Genomic DNA, 16,061 nt, shown 5'->3' with positions numbered 1-16,061 from the left:
AAATCGAAGGGAGAGGTAACCATTTTGAGTTGGGATTGGAACATGAATGGAAGGCTTAAAACGTTCACAGCCAAAGCCGCAGCAACAGCAATGGCAACTCTGCTGTTGACGACACAGGTGCCAGGTTTGACGGGGAGTGCATCTGCTGCTAAGGCGGAAGCTGGCTCAGTGAATGAAGCAGTGTCGGGGGAAATTGATCAACTAGAGATAACAAGCAATGACGTGCCGGAGGGTGCAAAAATTTCATCCAGGCAAGCCGCTGAAAATATAGTAAAGTTGTTTCCATTATTAAAAAAAGCGACGATCTCGTCTGCCAATTTTGATGTATCCAATTCCTATCCACCGCCGGATTACAAGGTATGGGATATCGGATTTCAGATTGTACAAGGTAATCACACCATGGGATTCAGCGCGAATGTGCATGCAGGTACGGGAGAAGTCCTAAGCGTACATCTGCCATCTGAATTTGTGGAGAGTCAGTTGTCATCCGTTTCAGATGTTCAACTTACCAAGGAAGAAGCTGAAAAAACAGCTTTGGAACTGCTACATCAGGCAATTCCTGAACTACAGGAAGGACAGTATGTGCCGCTAGGAGACATGGTTTCACCTGTGGAGCAACAAGCGTTATTTGGTCGCAATGAATATCAGTTTGTCTATAACTTGAAGCATGATGGCGTCGTGTCGGATGCAGAGACAGTCTACATAACTGTGGATGAGAGAGGTCAGGCCACATCGTATTCACGTTCGACCATCTCGGCGAAATATCCTTCCTCCAAGCCGAGGGCCTCGGAAGAGCAGGCCAGACAGGTATTTGAAGATGGATTTGATGTAGAGCTTGCCTATATCTCCAAAGAACAATGGTCATCCAGACAAGGGCAAAAATATGTTCTCGGTTATTTGCCAAAAGGTGATAGTATGGGGCCGATCAACGCTAACACGTTAGATCGAATTGACGTGATGACAGGAAAAGCCGTGGAAAAGAGCAGTTCACAACAAAATAAAAAAGTAACAGGCAATGGGCCGGCATTTGTTGCAGCCAGCGGTCAGCGCTTAAATGTGCAACAGGCAGTAGAGCGGGTTGCGGCCAATTTTGACATTCCTAAGGATTACAAACTCGAACACAGTCAATTAACTAAAGGTTATTACAGCAACATGAACAATCAGGTATGGAGTCTGAGCTGGAGCAATCGGAATGCAAACATATCCTATATGTTCATGCGTGATATTTCGGCACAGGTCGATGCGGTTACCGGACAGGTCTACAGCTACAACTTGATGCAACGGGTTGGACCAGAGATGGGACAGGAGAAGCCTCCTCAAGAGAAGGAGAAAAAGACGGTTACTTCACAACAGGCCGAGAAGCTGGCAATGAATACAATTATTGCCACTGTACCGCAAGCAAAAGAGCAGTATCAGCTTGCCAGAATGATAGAAGTAGACGATGCTCGTACGTTTGTGTTTCAGCGTTATTTGAACGGGATTCGTGTTCAAGATGACACGGCACAGGTGCAGGTAAAGAACAACGGGGATATTACTGAATTCTATACACGCCTCGCGGCATCTCCTGAGCAGCTACCGGCAGATATTACACCTGCAATCTCTTACGAAAAAGCGAAAGAACTCTATCTGAAGAAATATACGTTAACGTTGAATTATGCTCGTTATGGTGGGTACGGTTTGGGTTCTAGCGAACCTGTACCTGCAGGAGTGAATTTGGCATATGTGCCGGTAAGCGACAAGAAATCTCTGTACAATTTGAATGTACTGCTTGATGCCAATACAGGTCAATGGTTCTTCATGTATGGTCTGGACCATACGGCATCTCAGATCGAACCGACAGATATTGCGGGTCATATTGCTGAATCAGCTTTGCGTAACATGAGCAAGCATAAGGTGTTGATTGCTGACGAGCAGGGACGTGTATTTCCGGATCGGGTCATTACCCGGGGAGATTGGTTTAATTATCTGGCAAGAGCGATTAATCCGAACATGGACATGTACTATAACAGCGATAGCAATGAAAAACTTTTTGCTGATGTAATGATAGAAAGTCCGTATTACAAAGCAGTGAAAGTCCTTATAGATCAACGCTGGATCGGTGGAGCTGACCCTGAGAAGCAGCTAAAACCTGAGGAAGAAATGACACGTGAAGAATTGGCGGTCTTGCTGATGCGTATTCTGCGTTATGAGAAGCTCGCCGGATTCTATATGCAGCCGTCAGATTTGCCTAACATTGCCGATGCAAGTGCGATCAACAATAAAGGTGCTGTTTCTCTGAGCTTGAAGCTTGGCTTGTTACCTTCTATTGAGGGAAGATTCATGCCCGCACGCAAAGTCACGGTAGCCGAGGCATCTCAAGTTCTTGAACGACTTGCCAAGTTACAGGGCAAAACGGACACGTTTATGACGGGTAGCCGCCTTTATTAATTCCAGGCAGGGCTCACCTGCATTCATTTGTACGTATCCGTGCGTATGCAAAGCCACTCATAATTTGCTCCAGGAAGACATAGGATGAAGTGAAGCGGCAAACATGATGACTGCAACTAAAGTTCAAGGGGCCTTCCGAGAAGGCCCTTTTTCCTCTTTGGAAAAGGGAATTCAAAAAAATCTGGGGATAACAGCGATGGGAAGGTTATTCTGTCCTCGGAGTGGACTGTGTAAAATTTTTAATTCAACTTATATAGAACACTGAAAACAAGACCTTTTATGATACAATAAGGCATGAGAATGCTACGAAGAAGGGTGGGGTCCTTTCATGGGTAAGAACGGTAAACGAGTAATCACCATGTTGCTCGCAGGCTGTCTTGTTGCCGCCTGGTTGCCGCGTACAGTTGATTTGGATCAATTGTATGCAGCGTCAGGCACGTCCGAACTATCTACAGCGACGGATTTGCGTCAGACACTGTTGAATGCGATGTCGCAGCGTACAGAGAAAGTGGTGTTTACCTATAAGGGGAATGTAAAGGGCCTCAAGAAACAGCTACAGACCTCGATCGATGAAGCAATGAAGAGTGATCCTTATATTCAATATACAGTGAAAAGTTATGCGTTTAACTATAAAGGCTCCAATACATCGGCCGAGGTGGATGTGACCCTCTCTTACCGGGAAACGAAGGCGCAGACCGATTATGTAAATCGGAAAGTAGCTAGTGTACTCAAAGAAATTATTAAACCCGGCATGACGAGTCATGAGAAGGTTAAAGTGATTCATGATTGGATTGTGCTGAATCTTGCTTATGATACTTCATTACAAAAATATACGGCTTATGACGGACTTGCGACAGGCAGTACCGTATGTCAAGGATACTCGTTGCTCACATATCGCATGCTGGAGCGGGTAGGGATTGAAAATCGCATCGTTGAAGGTCAAGCAGGCGGGCAACTCCATGCCTGGAACCTGGTGAAGCTGGATGGCAAATGGTATCACCTCGATACAACATGGGATGATCCAACGCCTGATCGCAAAGGTGTGGTTAGCCATAATTATTACTTGCTAAGTGATAAAGAGATGGCACGTGACCATGTCTGGACAGGTAAAAACAAGTATCCTGCAGCTTATGCGCCTTACCGAGACGCTCTGCTTAAACTGGCGAAGTCGGATGGGAACAAGCAGGAGGTTTATGAGAAGCTCTACCGTGCTCTGGAGTACTCCTTATACGATGAACAGGATGCAGTCAAGGAACGGGCAGTGCTCAAAACCAAAGTTCAGGGTGTGCTAAATGAGGGCGGAACTTCGTTAACCTTTAGATATAAGGGCACAGAGAGCAGTTTGATCGAAGATTTGCAGGATCTGTACCAGCTGGGTATGAAGTCGATCTCCTATTTTGTCTCCAAGATGGAAGGTACATCAGACCTGCGTGTCAAAATTAATTGGACCTTGTAATGGACAGGATTAGGATTCAGTCCACGCACAACAGATAAAGCATATGCACAGCAACGTGTCTTTCAATGATTAGAGATTCGAGCGCTCCGGTATCCGGAGCGCTCTTTGTGATGTTCAGTATGCAGGGGGCACTGAAAAATAAAATCCCCTGCTCTACAAAAAAAGTCTCTGTAGAACAGGGGAATACTGAATCCATATCCTAGGGTTAAACCTGAAGTAGAGTTGAGCAAAAGTGACTAACTTAGCGACGGTCCTACTCCTTAATACCTGACGATTCGGTAGGCGTGAAGTCACATTCCTGTAGCGGAACAACTTTGGTCTTTTTGATCCATTTGTAACCAAGCCACAGAATCAGGAATAACGGTACACTCAGGTAAGCAACCAGGACTCCACTCCAGTCGATCTGATCACCTGTGAATGCCTGATAGTTTTGTCCCAGAATAACGATGATACACAGCACAAAGGCAAAGATTGGACCAAAAGGGAACCACCGCGCACGGTAAGGCAGATCTCTCAGATCCCTACCCTGTGCAACATAGGCTCTCCGGAAGCGATAATGGCTGATGGCAATACCCAGCCACGTAATGAATCCACACATGCCGGATGCATTCAGCAACCATGTATACACAATGCCGTCACCGAACAGGGAAGCCAGAAATGCAAGCATGCCAACAGCGGTTGTGACGAGCAGCGCATTCATCGGAATGCCTCGTTTATTCAGCTTGCCAAGGAAACGTGGAGCTTTGCCATCACGGGCCAGTGCATAGAGCACTCGGCTTGAAGCGTACATGCCGGAGTTGCCGGCCGAGAGCACGGAAGTCAGGATGACAGCATTCATGACAGAAGCGGCAATGGCAAGTCCTGCTTTTTCGAAGACGAGCGTAAACGGGCTGACCCCGATGTTCTCCAGATCACCCTTGAGCAGATTCGGGTGAGTGTAAGGAATAATCAAACTGATTACAGTGATCGCCAAAATGTAAAAGATCAGAATACGCCAGAAGACCTGGCGAATGGCACGAGGCACGTTTTCGCGCGGGTTCTCACTTTCACCTGCGGCGACACCGATCAATTCCGTTCCCTGGAAGGAGAAACCCGCGGCCATAAACACGCCGAGCACGGCGAAGAAGCCACCGTGGAATGGTGCATCACCGACTGTAAAGTTGCTGAAGCCAACAGCTTCACCGCCTAGAATACCAAAGATCATTAACACGCCGACACTCAGGAAGATAATGACGGTGGCCACTTTGATAATGGCAAACCAGTACTCCGACTCCCCGTATCCTTTCACGGACAGGATATTCAAGGCAAAGATCAGTACCAGGAATAGCAGACTCCATAACATGGAAGAGCTGTCCGGAAACCAATATTTAATCAGAACGGTAGCTGCAGCGAGCTCGGCGGCAATGGTTACCGCCCAGTTGTACCAGAAGTTCCAGCCCATGGCGAAGCCGAGAGCGGGGTCAACGAAACGTGCGGCATACGTATTAAAAGAACCAGAGTCCGGCATAAAGGTTGCGAGTTCACCCAAGCTGGTCATGAGAAAATAAACCATGATTCCAACAGCCGCGTAGGCAAGTAATGCACCCCCAGGACCGGCAGTCGAGATGGCTGTACCACTTGCCAGAAACAGACCGGTACCAATCGAGCCGCCCAGGGCAATCATGGTCATGTGACGTGCACGCAATCCTTTTTTCAGTGTAGGTCCAGTTGTAGTGTGTGAATGGTTACTGCGGTCTTGCATGAAAACACTCCTTCATTTGTATTGCTGATGCAGTTCATAGATCCATAAACAAAAAAAGACCACAGGCATGAGCCAGCGGTCTTGAATTTTATATCCGCACCATGTCCCAGATGATTAAGATAGCTCAACACAGAAGAAGTCATACCTTTTTTAGAAAAAGATACGAATTTTGCTGTGACAGTTCTGCACCTTTCGGCTGCAGCCCCAGCTCACCGGACCGATAAAGGAACGTCCAGTAAACTTCGGCGGGTACACCTTTCGGCTGATCTCAACAGCGGCTCCTAGCGCCTTCTTCAGCTTACTGATCGCACCCGCGACCTCTACCTCACCATGCAATGGATGAGGTGTATCTATTGTTTATGAAATTAGAAATCACGCTTCAAACAGCGTGTAATCTGTTAATCAAACAGACAACAAGTATACCGCTCATCGATTTACAGCGCAATAACAAATGTTGGATTGTTCCTTGGAAGGCTTACTAAAGGACAAAACTAAAAGATAAATCTATTCCTGCTTTTTATTCCGTCCTGCCATCTGCTGCCACACCGTTCCGGCGGCCTGTTCCCCAGACTCGATACGTTCCAGCGCCATTTTGGCCTGCAAGCTCACTTCAAATTCGGGATCTTCCGCGGCGAGACGTAAGGCCTGCTCCGCTTCTTCGGTTCCGACCTCATACAGAAAACGAGCCGCACGCCAGCGCACAAGTTTGCTCTTGTCCGTTAATGTTTCAATCATGGCCGGTGTGGCAACAGGGTCGCCGATGTCTGATAACGTATCCCCGGCAGTACGCCGTACAGCGGGAGAACTGTCCCGAAGCGCTTCGTACAGAAGCTCCATCGCTTCAGGTGTACGAATATCCCCCAGATAGACAACGGCCAAGCGACGAATTTGCATTTTACTGTCACGTAGCGCCTGAGCTACCAGAGGCAGTCTTTCCTCTGTCGGTTCCATACCATCGAGTGCGGCATAACGTACATTCCAGTCTTCGCTCTGAAGAGCTTCTTCCAGTTCCGGTCCAGCCAGCGCACGCCGATGCTCGACGAATTCTTCTGTATTTGCACCATGCGCAATAGCTTGCTGAATGACCTGCTCCAATCGTTCCGGTGGGTAAGCCGCTTCCAGTTCCTGTTCAACTTCACGCGCAATATCCGGTAACTCACCATACCGTACCCCGTAATCGCTCAGTTTACGTTCTTTGATCAGTGTAGCGCTGGCAACTTCCGTAACGGCTTTGACAAAACGGTCTGACAGTGAAATCCGTTCCTCTTTCGTTCCGGCTTTAACCCGAATCTGCATCGGCACTCCGCGGAAAAACTGAACAAAAACCTGTGCCTCTCCAAAGTGTTCACCTGAAGCATCTTCTGATTCAATCCAGTCCAGATTTACGCTTTCCTGACCCAGACGGCTCTGCACTTCACCAAGAATCACAGACCAGTCTGCATTGCCTTTACGATCCAGAGCAACGAAGTCGGTCGTGTGGAATACACTTTTCACGCCTGGAATGTGTAACATCTGGCGAATAAACGCCGGGGCTGAACGTTCGTTGTCCAGTGTATAGGTTTTGCGAATCCCGTCTTCCAGACGTTCGTCGAGATGTAGCATCATCGTATTTGGACTCGGTGTTGGTTCAATGGAAACTATATTCATGGGTGAAACCTCCTATAATAGCAGATTGATACATAAGCTCCCGTAAAATAAATCACACAGTACCTTTATTTTAACGGATACCTCTATTTTACATGAAATCAGGAAAACTGCGAAATTACATGCCGAGGAGAAGCATCGGCGCAGGTATGTGAAGAAGTGCGAAGATTGTTAACACTTCTTTCATGTTCGTGCACAAACATTTTTAAATGAAACCTGACACAATATAGGTAAGAAGCTATTGGAGGTTATATCTATGGAGCCTGTTACTGTGCTAACGGATGGAGAGCGTTGTATTAACTTTGAGAAAATCAAACCTTTGTTTGAGGATTGGATTGCTTCTGCGCCATCAGATTCAGTAAAGGGAACAGGAAGAGGGGATTGGGAGAATTCCCGTTTTTGCATTGTGGATTATAGGAACGCTGATCAGGCAATAGCCGCGGCGAAAGCCATTCGCGCTTTTGTACCGGATGTGCCTCTACTGGTCATTACCGATTTTACATCCTTGGTTCGTAAACGTCATCTGCAACAGGTTACAGGTATTGGTGTTATGAAGTTGATGCTCTGGAACGAGCAAGCCCCCGATCAATTGGTTAGCGGCATTGAGAAGTGGCTGCAAACTTTCGGGTATGAAACACCGATAACCATGCCTTCCGCTTTACACATCAGGTAAAACGAAAGAAGCATGGCGCTTGCAGCTGTTTTTATAACCTTTGTTATGTTTATGTTTTGTGACGGCTTTATTCGAAGACCAACTAGACCATATATTTATAGCCTGTACCCCATACCGTTTTAATATAACGGGGATTTTTGGGGTCGGGCTCTATTTTTTTGCGAAGACTAGAGATATGTACGTCGATGGTTCGATCCAGATAGGCGCGTTCAGAGCCTTTGATACGGTCCATCAGTTCATTACGGGTAAACACTTTGCCCGGGTTGCGATACAATTCCTTCATAATTTCAAATTCAATATGGGTTACATCGATTTCAACACTATCTACAAATAGCGTTCTCCTGTATTCGTTTACATTAATGTGCCCCGTCACTTCAGATGGCTGATTCTCTTTAACCGATTTATCCTGATAAGTGATAATCGACCTGCGTAGCAATGCTTTAATTCTGGCGTCCAACTCCTTCAGACTAAACGGCTTGCAGAGGAAATCGTCAGCACCGTTATGTAAGGCACGAAGTCGATCATTTAACATCGTACTTGCAGATATCATCAGGACAGGAACGGTGGAATGTTGCCGAAAAGCATCAACAAGCTCGTTACCGTCAATTTCGGGCAACATCAAATCTGTTACCACAATATCAGGTTGAAACTGTGAAAATAAATGAAGTGCTTCACGGGGATGATGAACCCGCTCGGTTATGTATCCTTCCTCATCAAGAAAAAAAGCGATCATGTCCGCTAAATTCTTTTCATCTTCTATAAGAAGTACTTTGATTGACATAGCTTCACACTCCTTACGAACGAGGATTTGTTAAGAAAATACGATAAAATGATTAAAAATACTGCAAAAAATTTAATGGTTCTATTCCAGAATATAGGAAGTGACACCAACTTGCAAAATGACTTTACTTGATAATGTAGTTTATCATGAGTTTACTTTTTTTGCCGAATCATAATTTTTGCCATAAGTACAATGAATGTTACTTAAAGTATAATGAATCAGAGTGGTTAAAGGGGAAAAAGGTTCAAAGTTATCACCGGCTATTAGGGGGAACAGATGTATATGTATGGGATAACGGAAGCAAGGAACCTGTTGGAACGGATTCTACTGCACCTGAGAAGACCATGGATTGGAGCACGCCTTCTCGTGATCTTTGGCACGCTAAGTGCCATTTTTCCGTTTACATTGTTCTATGGCGTGCAATTTGTACTCACTAGTGCTGCGGCATTGGTTGCCCTTCGTTTGTATGGAGGGATCTACGGTTTTGTAACACTTGCGTTAATCTATCTGATTAAAAGCCTGATCGTTGGTATGGATACGCATAACCTTTATATTATGGCAGGACATTTTATAGAGTTGATTTGGATGTTGGGCTGGCAACTACGTTCTTCAAAAAAAGGCAGTCTGATCAAAGCTAATGCTGTGTTCTGGGTTTCAATGTTGCTTCCTGTAATTGGTTACGGATATTACGTATTAGGTCTGAGTGTGGAAGTGATCAAATATGAATTTATGTACATGGCTGTCGTGAGCATGGTAAATGCCCTGATTGCAGGCATTGTAGTTGATTTTTGGATCACGCTGGGGGAACATCAGGCAAAACGCGCAGGCACGATTCCCCTATCCAGAATTGCGTTTAAATATGTGGTTGCTTTTGTTGTCTTTGTATCCCTTGTTCTCTTGTCTGTGGATGCCCGGAGACAATTGAGCCAGATGAATGAATCCATCTTACGGGATATGAGGCATGCAGCGAATGCTGTTGTTCAGGATTTAGATCAGCATTATGTAACACCGGATAACCTTGTAGAAAATGTAGAGCGTTACCACCATTTGCTGGGTATGAATGTAGTTTTGCTGGATCAGCGTAAAGCGATCGTTGTTTCTGGACTGCCCGAATATCAGCCGGGAGAGTTCATGAATATGCAACATTTCCAAGTGATTACATCGGCGAGCGGCCCAATATTGTTAAATTCAGAGAAAGCTCATTACACTGATATCCTGAATCATTGGAGACAGGCTTCTTTCATTTATGAGGCTGAGGAAACGGCAGAAACTCCTTACGAGGTTTTGGTTGAAACCAATTCGTCCCAGTATTACACGCAGATTGAAAAGATCTATTTGACGACGCTGCAATCTTTATTCGTTATTATCGTTACATCTATGATTGTGGCAGCCCCTTTGAGCAGCAAAGTGGTAAGACCCTTGCTTCGCTTGACCCGGCTAACAGGTTCTCTTCCACGTTTATTGTTTCGAAACGGAGGCATGGATTGGCCAAACAGTCATGTGACTGAGGTGCAAATTCTCATCGGAAACTTACGCAAAATGGCGGATGTATTACTTGAACAGTTTGAACAGATCAAATTAGACAAGTTAACGCTGGAAGACAGAGTAATTGCCCGTACAAAAGAACTTAAAAACAGCGAAGGCATCAAACGGGCCATCATTGAATCTTCGATTGATGCCATTGTCGCGGTTGATTCTCACGGGATCATTATTGAATTTAATCCCGAGGCCGAGAAAATGTTTGGACTTGAGCGGGAAGAGGTTGTGCAACAGAAACAAGCCCCGTCTCTTTTTCAAGGAGTCGGCTGTAAGGAAATTAAAGTGTTGCTAGAGCGATATCCGTTTGTCGAAGGCAAGCGGTACACAACAGTTGATGAAATATCAGGTATTCGCAAGAACGGTTCCGTATTTCCGATCGAGTATAAAATCGTAGAGATTCAATTGGGGAAAAACGAGACGCTGTACAATCTGTTCATCAAAGATATTACAGAACGTACTCGTGCTGAAGAAGATCGGGTGCGTCATGCCCTTGTGTTGGAGCACCTTAATCTGGAGCTGTTCCAAGAGAAGGCAGCGATTCAGGAACAGCGCGATATCAGTGAACAATTCATTGAATCGGTTCGCGAAGGGCTTGTCATGTCTGACCGTTCAGGTACGATCACGATTGTGAATCGCAGAATCGAAGAGATGTTCGGACTCGGTAATTTCCTTGGAGAATCCATAACTGACTTGGCTCAAGCCATCGATTCAATGGTGCAGACTAACGACTTCAATCTGACAGAACAGACAAGAGCGTTTCTGAATGGAGAACAAGCATTCATCGAGACCAATTTCTGTTTTGACAATGTGGAGCAAAGCGTATTTTCGTTGTATATGAAACAGATGGACGTGCCGGGGAAAAATCATGGATTCCTGCTCGTATTTCGTGACTTAACGGGTGAAGAGCGGCTGAATCGGATGAAAAATGAGTTGATCAGCGTGGTTTCCCATGAACTTCGTACACCTGTGGCTACCATCATGGGATATGTTGAACTGATGTTAATGTATGACCTTCCGGCATCCCAACGTAAAGAATTTATGGAGACCATTGCATCTGAAGGCAAACGTCTGAGCAGCTTGCTTGATGATGTGCTTGATATTCAACGTCTGGATAACGAAGGCATGACTTACCATATGACCTACGTTCCTCTCGTGGACCTGGTTGAAGGTGTAGCAGAGCAGTGGAACATGAAGTCTTCTCAGCGAATCTATGTGCATGCCTTTAATGGTGATCTCTTTGCTTATGCGGATCAGAACCGGATCGTTCAAGTATTGCATAATCTGATAGGTAATGCGGTAAAGTACTCTCCAGGAGCAGAGCGAATTGATGTCACATTATGGGAAGAAGAGGGAGCCCTATGCATTGATGTACGGGATTATGGCATAGGTATTGCCGAGAGTGAGAAGGATCTGCTCTTTAACAAATTCTATCGTGTAGATAATTCGGATCATCGTCAGATTGGTGGCACGGGCCTCGGATTATATATCTCCCGCAAAATTGTGGAGGACCATCAAGGGAGTCTGACCTTCATGTCGGCTCCAGGGAAAGGCAGTACGTTCAAAGTCAGGCTGCCCAAACAGGACGTTGTCCTCTAGTCTGTTTACCGTAAGTTAATATCGTATCGTGAGCTTTTATCTTTTGGCACGTGACCGTGCGGAAGGTAAAGGCTTTTTTTATCGTTCTAACTTTGTTTTTCTTCATCTGGGATAAAAAAACGGGAATTTTTGCACACTGTATATAGAGCCATAATTTGCATCCTATGCAAAAGGAGGGCAACCCGTATATGTTCCGCAAACAAGAGAAAACGCTCATCATCGTTTGTCTGGTGGCGGCTGTAGTTGTACTGTACGCCGTGGTCAAAAGCATCATCCGCATTATGAGTTATTAAAAATCCTGTCTAGGCCTGTACATAACCCATAACGATACAACGAAACAATCAAATAACGATAACGATTACGCTGAAAGAGGAGTGTATCCATGTCATCTCTGGACCCTGTACTGCTCAGCCGGATTCTGACCGGTCTGACCCTGTTTGTGCATATTATCTTTGCTTCCATTGGTGTAGGTGTTCCGCTCATGATTGCTTTGGCTGAATGGCGGGGGCTACGTACCAATGACATTCATTACACCTTGCTGGCTCGTCGGTGGGCGAGAGGTTTTGTGATCACGGTGGCCGTAGGTGTAGTTACAGGCACATCCATCGGCTTACAGCTGAGCTTGCTGTGGCCCATGTTTATGCGTGTCGCTGGTCAAGCGATTGCATTGCCGCTTTTTATGGAGACATTTGCTTTTTTCGTAGAAGCGATATTTCTCGGAATTTACCTATACACCTGGGATCGTTTCAAAAAGAAATACACGCACATGTTGTTGCTTATTCCGGTAGCTCTTGGCTCATCCGCTTCCGCGATATTTATCACAACCGTGAACTCATTCATGAACCAGCCACAAGGTTTCACCTTGATTAACGGCATCATGAAAGATATCGATCCCATTGCCGCGATGCTGAACCCGGCGACACCAACGAAAGTGTCCCATGTGCTCGCTTCGTCCTACACGCTGAGTGCAGGCGTGCTGGCAGGGATTGCGGCGTTCAGTCTTTTGCGTGGACGAGATCATGTGTATTACAAAAAAGCGCTCAAGCTCACAACCGTTTCTGCGCTTGTGTTTGCGATTAGCACCGTTATGATCGGTGATTCTTCAGGCAAATTTCTGGCGAAATATCAGCCTGAGAAGCTTGCGGCTGCCGAGTGGCATTTCAAAACGATGAAGGAAGCACCGCTCGTCTATGGCGGGATTCTGGATGAAAACAACGAGGTCAAATATGCTATCGAAATTCCTTATGCGCTGAGCATTTTGGCTGGTAATCGACCGGATACAGAAGTGAAGGGACTGGAAGAATATCCTGCCGATCTCAGGCCGCCGTTGTCCATCCATTACATGTTTGACCTGAAAGTGACAACAGGGGTTATCATCCTGCTGATTCCGGTACTGTACGTGCTTCGTCGCTGGCTTCCGGGACGCAAACCTTATCCCAAATGGCTGCTGCTTGGCATCGTGCTTCTCGGCCCACTGGCGATGATTGCGATTGAACTTGGCTGGATGTTTGCCGAGGTGGGGAGACAGCCCTGGATTTTGCGCGGATATATGAAGGTGTCCGAGGCGGCAACGACCTCGACTTCGGTTGGATGGATGCTCGTGCTGTTTATTCTGCTGTATTTGGTGCTGTGTTTCTCCTGTATCCGCGTGATCAGCAAGTTGTTCCGTAATAAGGAAGCGGAGAAGGAACTGGATTCGCTTGGACTGGAAGGAGGCATCGTGCATTGAACTTTGAAATTGCAGGCATCGCGATATTGTGGACGTTTCTGTTCGGTTATCTGATCGTGGCGTCGATTGACTTTGGCGCAGGATTCTTCAGCTTTTACAGCATATTGACCGGACATGAAAACAAAATTCATAACATTATTCAGCGCTACCTCTCCCCGGTGTGGGAAGTGACGAATGTGTTTCTCATTTTCTTTGTGGTGGGGCTGGTCGGCTTCTACCCGGATAGTGCGTTCTTTTATGGTACAGCTCTGCTTGTTCCGGGTTCGCTAGCGATTGTGCTACTGGCAATCCGGGGGGTGTATTACGCCTACAATACCTATGGTAACCACGGGAAAAATAGCAGCATCTATCTGGCATTGTACGGAGCAACGGGGTTGCTGATCCCGGCAGTGTTCTCCACCATTTTGGCGATATCCGAAGGCGGGATTATCGAGCAGGTAGGCGAAAAGGTATTTTTTCGCTGGCGTGAATTTCTGACAAATCCCTATACATGGTCTGTTGTATTGCTGGCCTTGGTGAGTGTGCTGTACATTTCGGCGATGTTCCTGTCCTATTACGCGAAGCGAGCGGGCGATGAACCGGCCTTTGGCGTACTTCGGGAGTATGCGTTGCTGTGGAGCTTGCCCACGATTTTTGCGAGTTTCCTGGCCTTCCTGCAAATTAACAAACAAAATCCGGCTCACTTTGAACGTATGGTGGACATGTCATGGATGTTTATCGCATCCTTTATCTGTTTTGTTATCGCAGTGTCGCTTGTGTGGAAGGAGAAATACCTGGGCTGGTGTTTTATCGCGGTGATGCTCCAATTTGCCTTTGCCTGGTACGGATATGGTCGCTCACATCTGCCCTATATTCTGTACCCGTACATCAACATTTACGATAGCTTTACGAACCGAACGATGGGGATTGCGCTGATCACGGCATTCAGTCTCGGGCTCCTGGTGCTCATCCCATCGCTGGTGCTGATTATGAAGTTGTTCCTGTTTGATGCCAATTATGTGCGCGGTAACGCCGGGAAAAGGAAAGGATGACTTCGCCATGTTTGCGACGACGATTTTGAATATTCTCTATATGCTGTCTGCTCTGCTACCCCGGCAACTTTCGGTGCTGAGATCTGCGTGGCCCGCTGGTATTTATCCGGGTGTGCACTTGCATCCGCTTTTGGAAGAAGGGGTGAAAGGCATACCGGGGATCACGGGGCTCAGCTTTTTTGAGACGTTTACGATCATGTATGCTCCGCCTCTGATTATGGTGACCGCGATTGTCTTTCTGTTTATCTATATGGCGGTATGCAAAAATCCAAAGGAATGATTACATTGCCGCTGTAGTTATGTCAGGTGGTACGTCCACTGCCGATGCGGGTAATCTGATGTTAAGAACTGAGGAAGGGAGGAGGCCCCTTCATGCCCAAAATTCGTTATAACAATATCGATAATGTCAGTACAGACAAAACGCTGAAGGAGTTCAAGCAGTGGAGAGAACAGCGGCGCCGCAAAGTAAAGGACTATTCCTACAAGGTGCCGAAGCACGAGCCTGAACTGGATTATTTACATGCCAACCGGGAAGAAACCACGATCACGTGGATCGGACACTCCACCTTTTTCATCCAATATTATGGACTGAACATTGTGACCGACCCGGTGTGGGCGGAAAAAATGGGGTTTCAACGCAGACTCGGTGCCCCCGGCATTCCGATTCAGGATATTCCGCCGCTCGACGTCATCCTTATCTCTCACTCCCACTATGATCACTTACATTTGGCTTCCCTGCGCAAATTGATTACATCGAAGACACTGCTGATTGTGCCGGACGGCCTGAAACGCAAGATGATCCGTAAGGGATTCCATCGCTGTCAGGAGATGAAATGGTGGGAGCATATGGTGCTCGGTGGAGTGAAGATTACGTTTGTGCCTGCTCAGCACTGGACACGCCGAACGTTATTTGATACGAATACGTCTCATTGGGGCGGTTACGTATTGGAGCCGAATCACGCCGTACATGTGTCAGAAGAGAGCGCAGCAGCAAAAGAAATGCCAGACCGGTCTGCTTCAGCAAATCCTGAATCACGGAAAGCTCACGATGACAAACAAGCAACAGGTTATCCACCTGTCCTTTATTTTGTGGGGGATACCGGGTATTTCAAGGAGTTCAAAACGATTGGTCAACGCTTCGACATTGGCGTAACGCTGATGCCGATTGGCGCGTATGACCCCGAATGGTTCATGACCTCCCAGCATGTGACACCAGAGGAGGCATTACAGGGATTCGTAGAAACAGGTTCGCAACTTATGGTGCCTATGCATTACGGAACCTTCAAGCTGGCGGACGACACACCCAAGGAAGCACTGGATCGGCTGGAGGCGGAGCGGGAACGACTCGACATCGCCAAGGAACGGATTAGAGTGCTTGGACATGGTGAAACTCTTCGCATCCGGCATGAAGCCGATGAGACCGAGTGAGCATGAATTAAAAATT

General features: G+C 46.6%; 11 protein-coding genes and 1 riboswitch. Of the genes, 8 read left to right on the top strand and 3 right to left on the bottom strand.

What is annotated here, in order from left to right:
* Positions 1 to 24 precede the first annotated feature (24 nt).
* Both Q9R46_RS25200 and Q9R46_RS25195 read left to right on the top strand, forming a co-directional pair.
* Entirely contained in the window at positions 25 to 2,427 is a 2,403-nt protein-coding gene (locus tag Q9R46_RS25200) for a YcdB/YcdC domain-containing protein (protein ID WP_311282207.1), read from the top strand.
* 328 nt (positions 2,428 to 2,755) lie between these two features.
* On the top strand, positions 2,756 to 3,883 hold the full coding sequence (locus Q9R46_RS25195; protein ID WP_145414508.1) for a transglutaminase domain-containing protein: 1,128 nt from the start codon (positions 2,756 to 2,758) through the stop codon (positions 3,881 to 3,883).
* 253 nt (positions 3,884 to 4,136) lie between these two features.
* On the opposite strand, the gene Q9R46_RS25190 is transcribed toward Q9R46_RS25195, so the two are convergent.
* Together Q9R46_RS25190 and Q9R46_RS25185 are read right to left on the bottom strand one after the other, a co-directional pair.
* Positions 4,137 to 5,624, bottom strand: a complete 1,488-nt coding sequence (locus Q9R46_RS25190; RefSeq protein ID WP_311282206.1) for an amino acid permease — start codon at positions 5,622 to 5,624, stop codon at positions 4,137 to 4,139.
* 112 nt (positions 5,625 to 5,736) lie between these two features.
* A riboswitch (Lysine riboswitch) is annotated at positions 5,737 to 5,955 on the bottom strand.
* Between the two features lie 173 nt (positions 5,956 to 6,128).
* On the bottom strand, positions 6,129 to 7,271 hold the full coding sequence (locus tag Q9R46_RS25185) for a virulence factor (protein ID WP_311282205.1): 1,143 nt from the start codon (positions 7,269 to 7,271) through the stop codon (positions 6,129 to 6,131).
* A gap of 253 nt (positions 7,272 to 7,524) precedes the next feature.
* Here Q9R46_RS25185 and Q9R46_RS25180 point away from each other — a divergent pair, with 253 nt between their 5' ends.
* Positions 7,525 to 7,941 carry a hypothetical protein gene (locus tag Q9R46_RS25180; protein ID WP_145334838.1) on the top strand — a complete coding sequence of 139 codons (417 nt, stop codon included), beginning with the start codon at positions 7,525 to 7,527 and terminating at the stop codon, positions 7,939 to 7,941.
* Between the two features lie 82 nt (positions 7,942 to 8,023).
* Here the strand turns inward: Q9R46_RS25180 and Q9R46_RS25175 are convergent, their stop codons facing one another.
* Positions 8,024 to 8,722 (bottom strand): response regulator transcription factor, encoded by a 699-nt coding sequence (locus Q9R46_RS25175; RefSeq protein WP_311282204.1) that lies wholly within the window; start codon positions 8,720 to 8,722, stop codon positions 8,024 to 8,026.
* A 282-nt stretch (positions 8,723 to 9,004) separates the two neighbouring features.
* Here Q9R46_RS25175 and Q9R46_RS25170 point away from each other — a divergent pair, with 282 nt between their 5' ends.
* The 5 genes from Q9R46_RS25170 to Q9R46_RS25150 all read left to right on the top strand — a co-directional run bounded on the left by Q9R46_RS25170 (position 9,005) and on the right by Q9R46_RS25150 (position 16,045).
* Positions 9,005 to 11,857: an ATP-binding protein gene (locus Q9R46_RS25170; RefSeq protein ID WP_311282203.1), complete on the top strand. Its 2,853-nt coding sequence runs from the start codon at positions 9,005 to 9,007 to the stop codon at positions 11,855 to 11,857.
* A 382-nt stretch (positions 11,858 to 12,239) separates the two neighbouring features.
* Complete coding sequence (locus Q9R46_RS25165) at positions 12,240 to 13,586, top strand: cytochrome ubiquinol oxidase subunit I (protein ID WP_090924468.1); 1,347 nt, start codon at positions 12,240 to 12,242, stop codon at positions 13,584 to 13,586.
* Entirely contained in the window at positions 13,583 to 14,617 is a 1,035-nt protein-coding gene (locus Q9R46_RS25160; protein ID WP_311282202.1) for a cytochrome d ubiquinol oxidase subunit II, read from the top strand. Before Q9R46_RS25165 ends, Q9R46_RS25160 begins: the two co-directional genes overlap by 4 nt.
* A gap of 7 nt (positions 14,618 to 14,624) precedes the next feature.
* Positions 14,625 to 14,897, top strand: coding sequence for a hypothetical protein (locus Q9R46_RS25155; RefSeq protein ID WP_311282200.1), 273 nt, complete (start codon positions 14,625 to 14,627; stop codon positions 14,895 to 14,897).
* Between the two features lie 92 nt (positions 14,898 to 14,989).
* A complete protein-coding gene (locus Q9R46_RS25150) occupies positions 14,990 to 16,045 on the top strand; it encodes an MBL fold metallo-hydrolase (protein ID WP_311282199.1) in 1,056 nt (351 codons plus the stop codon).
* The last annotated feature ends 16 nt before the right edge of the window (positions 16,046 to 16,061 follow it).

Source organism: Paenibacillus sp. RRE4, assembly GCF_031844205.1.
Taxonomy (GTDB): domain Bacteria; phylum Bacillota; class Bacilli; order Paenibacillales; family Paenibacillaceae; genus Paenibacillus; species Paenibacillus xylanexedens_B.
Note: the sequence above shows the minus strand (reverse complement) of the source record. Positions and strands in the feature narration are given on the sequence as shown.

What these genes read in the sequence shown, in the direction of transcription:
- Q9R46_RS25165 (WP_090924468.1), top strand. Translation starts at nt 12,240, where the DNA reads ATGTCATCTCTGGACCCTGTACTGCTCAGCCGGATTCTGACCGGTCTG.
- Q9R46_RS25155 (WP_311282200.1), top strand. Translation starts at nt 14,625, where the DNA reads ATGTTTGCGACGACGATTTTGAATATTCTCTATATGCTGTCTGCTCTG.
- Q9R46_RS25175 (WP_311282204.1), bottom strand. Translation starts at nt 8,722, where the DNA reads ATGTCAATCAAAGTACTTCTTATAGAAGATGAAAAGAATTTAGCGGAC.
- Q9R46_RS25185 (WP_311282205.1), bottom strand. Translation starts at nt 7,271, where the DNA reads ATGAATATAGTTTCCATTGAACCAACACCGAGTCCAAATACGATGATG.
- Q9R46_RS25180 (WP_145334838.1), top strand. Translation starts at nt 7,525, where the DNA reads ATGGAGCCTGTTACTGTGCTAACGGATGGAGAGCGTTGTATTAACTTT.
- Q9R46_RS25195 (WP_145414508.1), top strand. Translation starts at nt 2,756, where the DNA reads ATGGGTAAGAACGGTAAACGAGTAATCACCATGTTGCTCGCAGGCTGT.
- Q9R46_RS25150 (WP_311282199.1), top strand. Translation starts at nt 14,990, where the DNA reads ATGCCCAAAATTCGTTATAACAATATCGATAATGTCAGTACAGACAAA.
- Q9R46_RS25170 (WP_311282203.1), top strand. Translation starts at nt 9,005, where the DNA reads ATGTATGGGATAACGGAAGCAAGGAACCTGTTGGAACGGATTCTACTG.
- Q9R46_RS25190 (WP_311282206.1), bottom strand. Translation starts at nt 5,624, where the DNA reads ATGCAAGACCGCAGTAACCATTCACACACTACAACTGGACCTACACTG.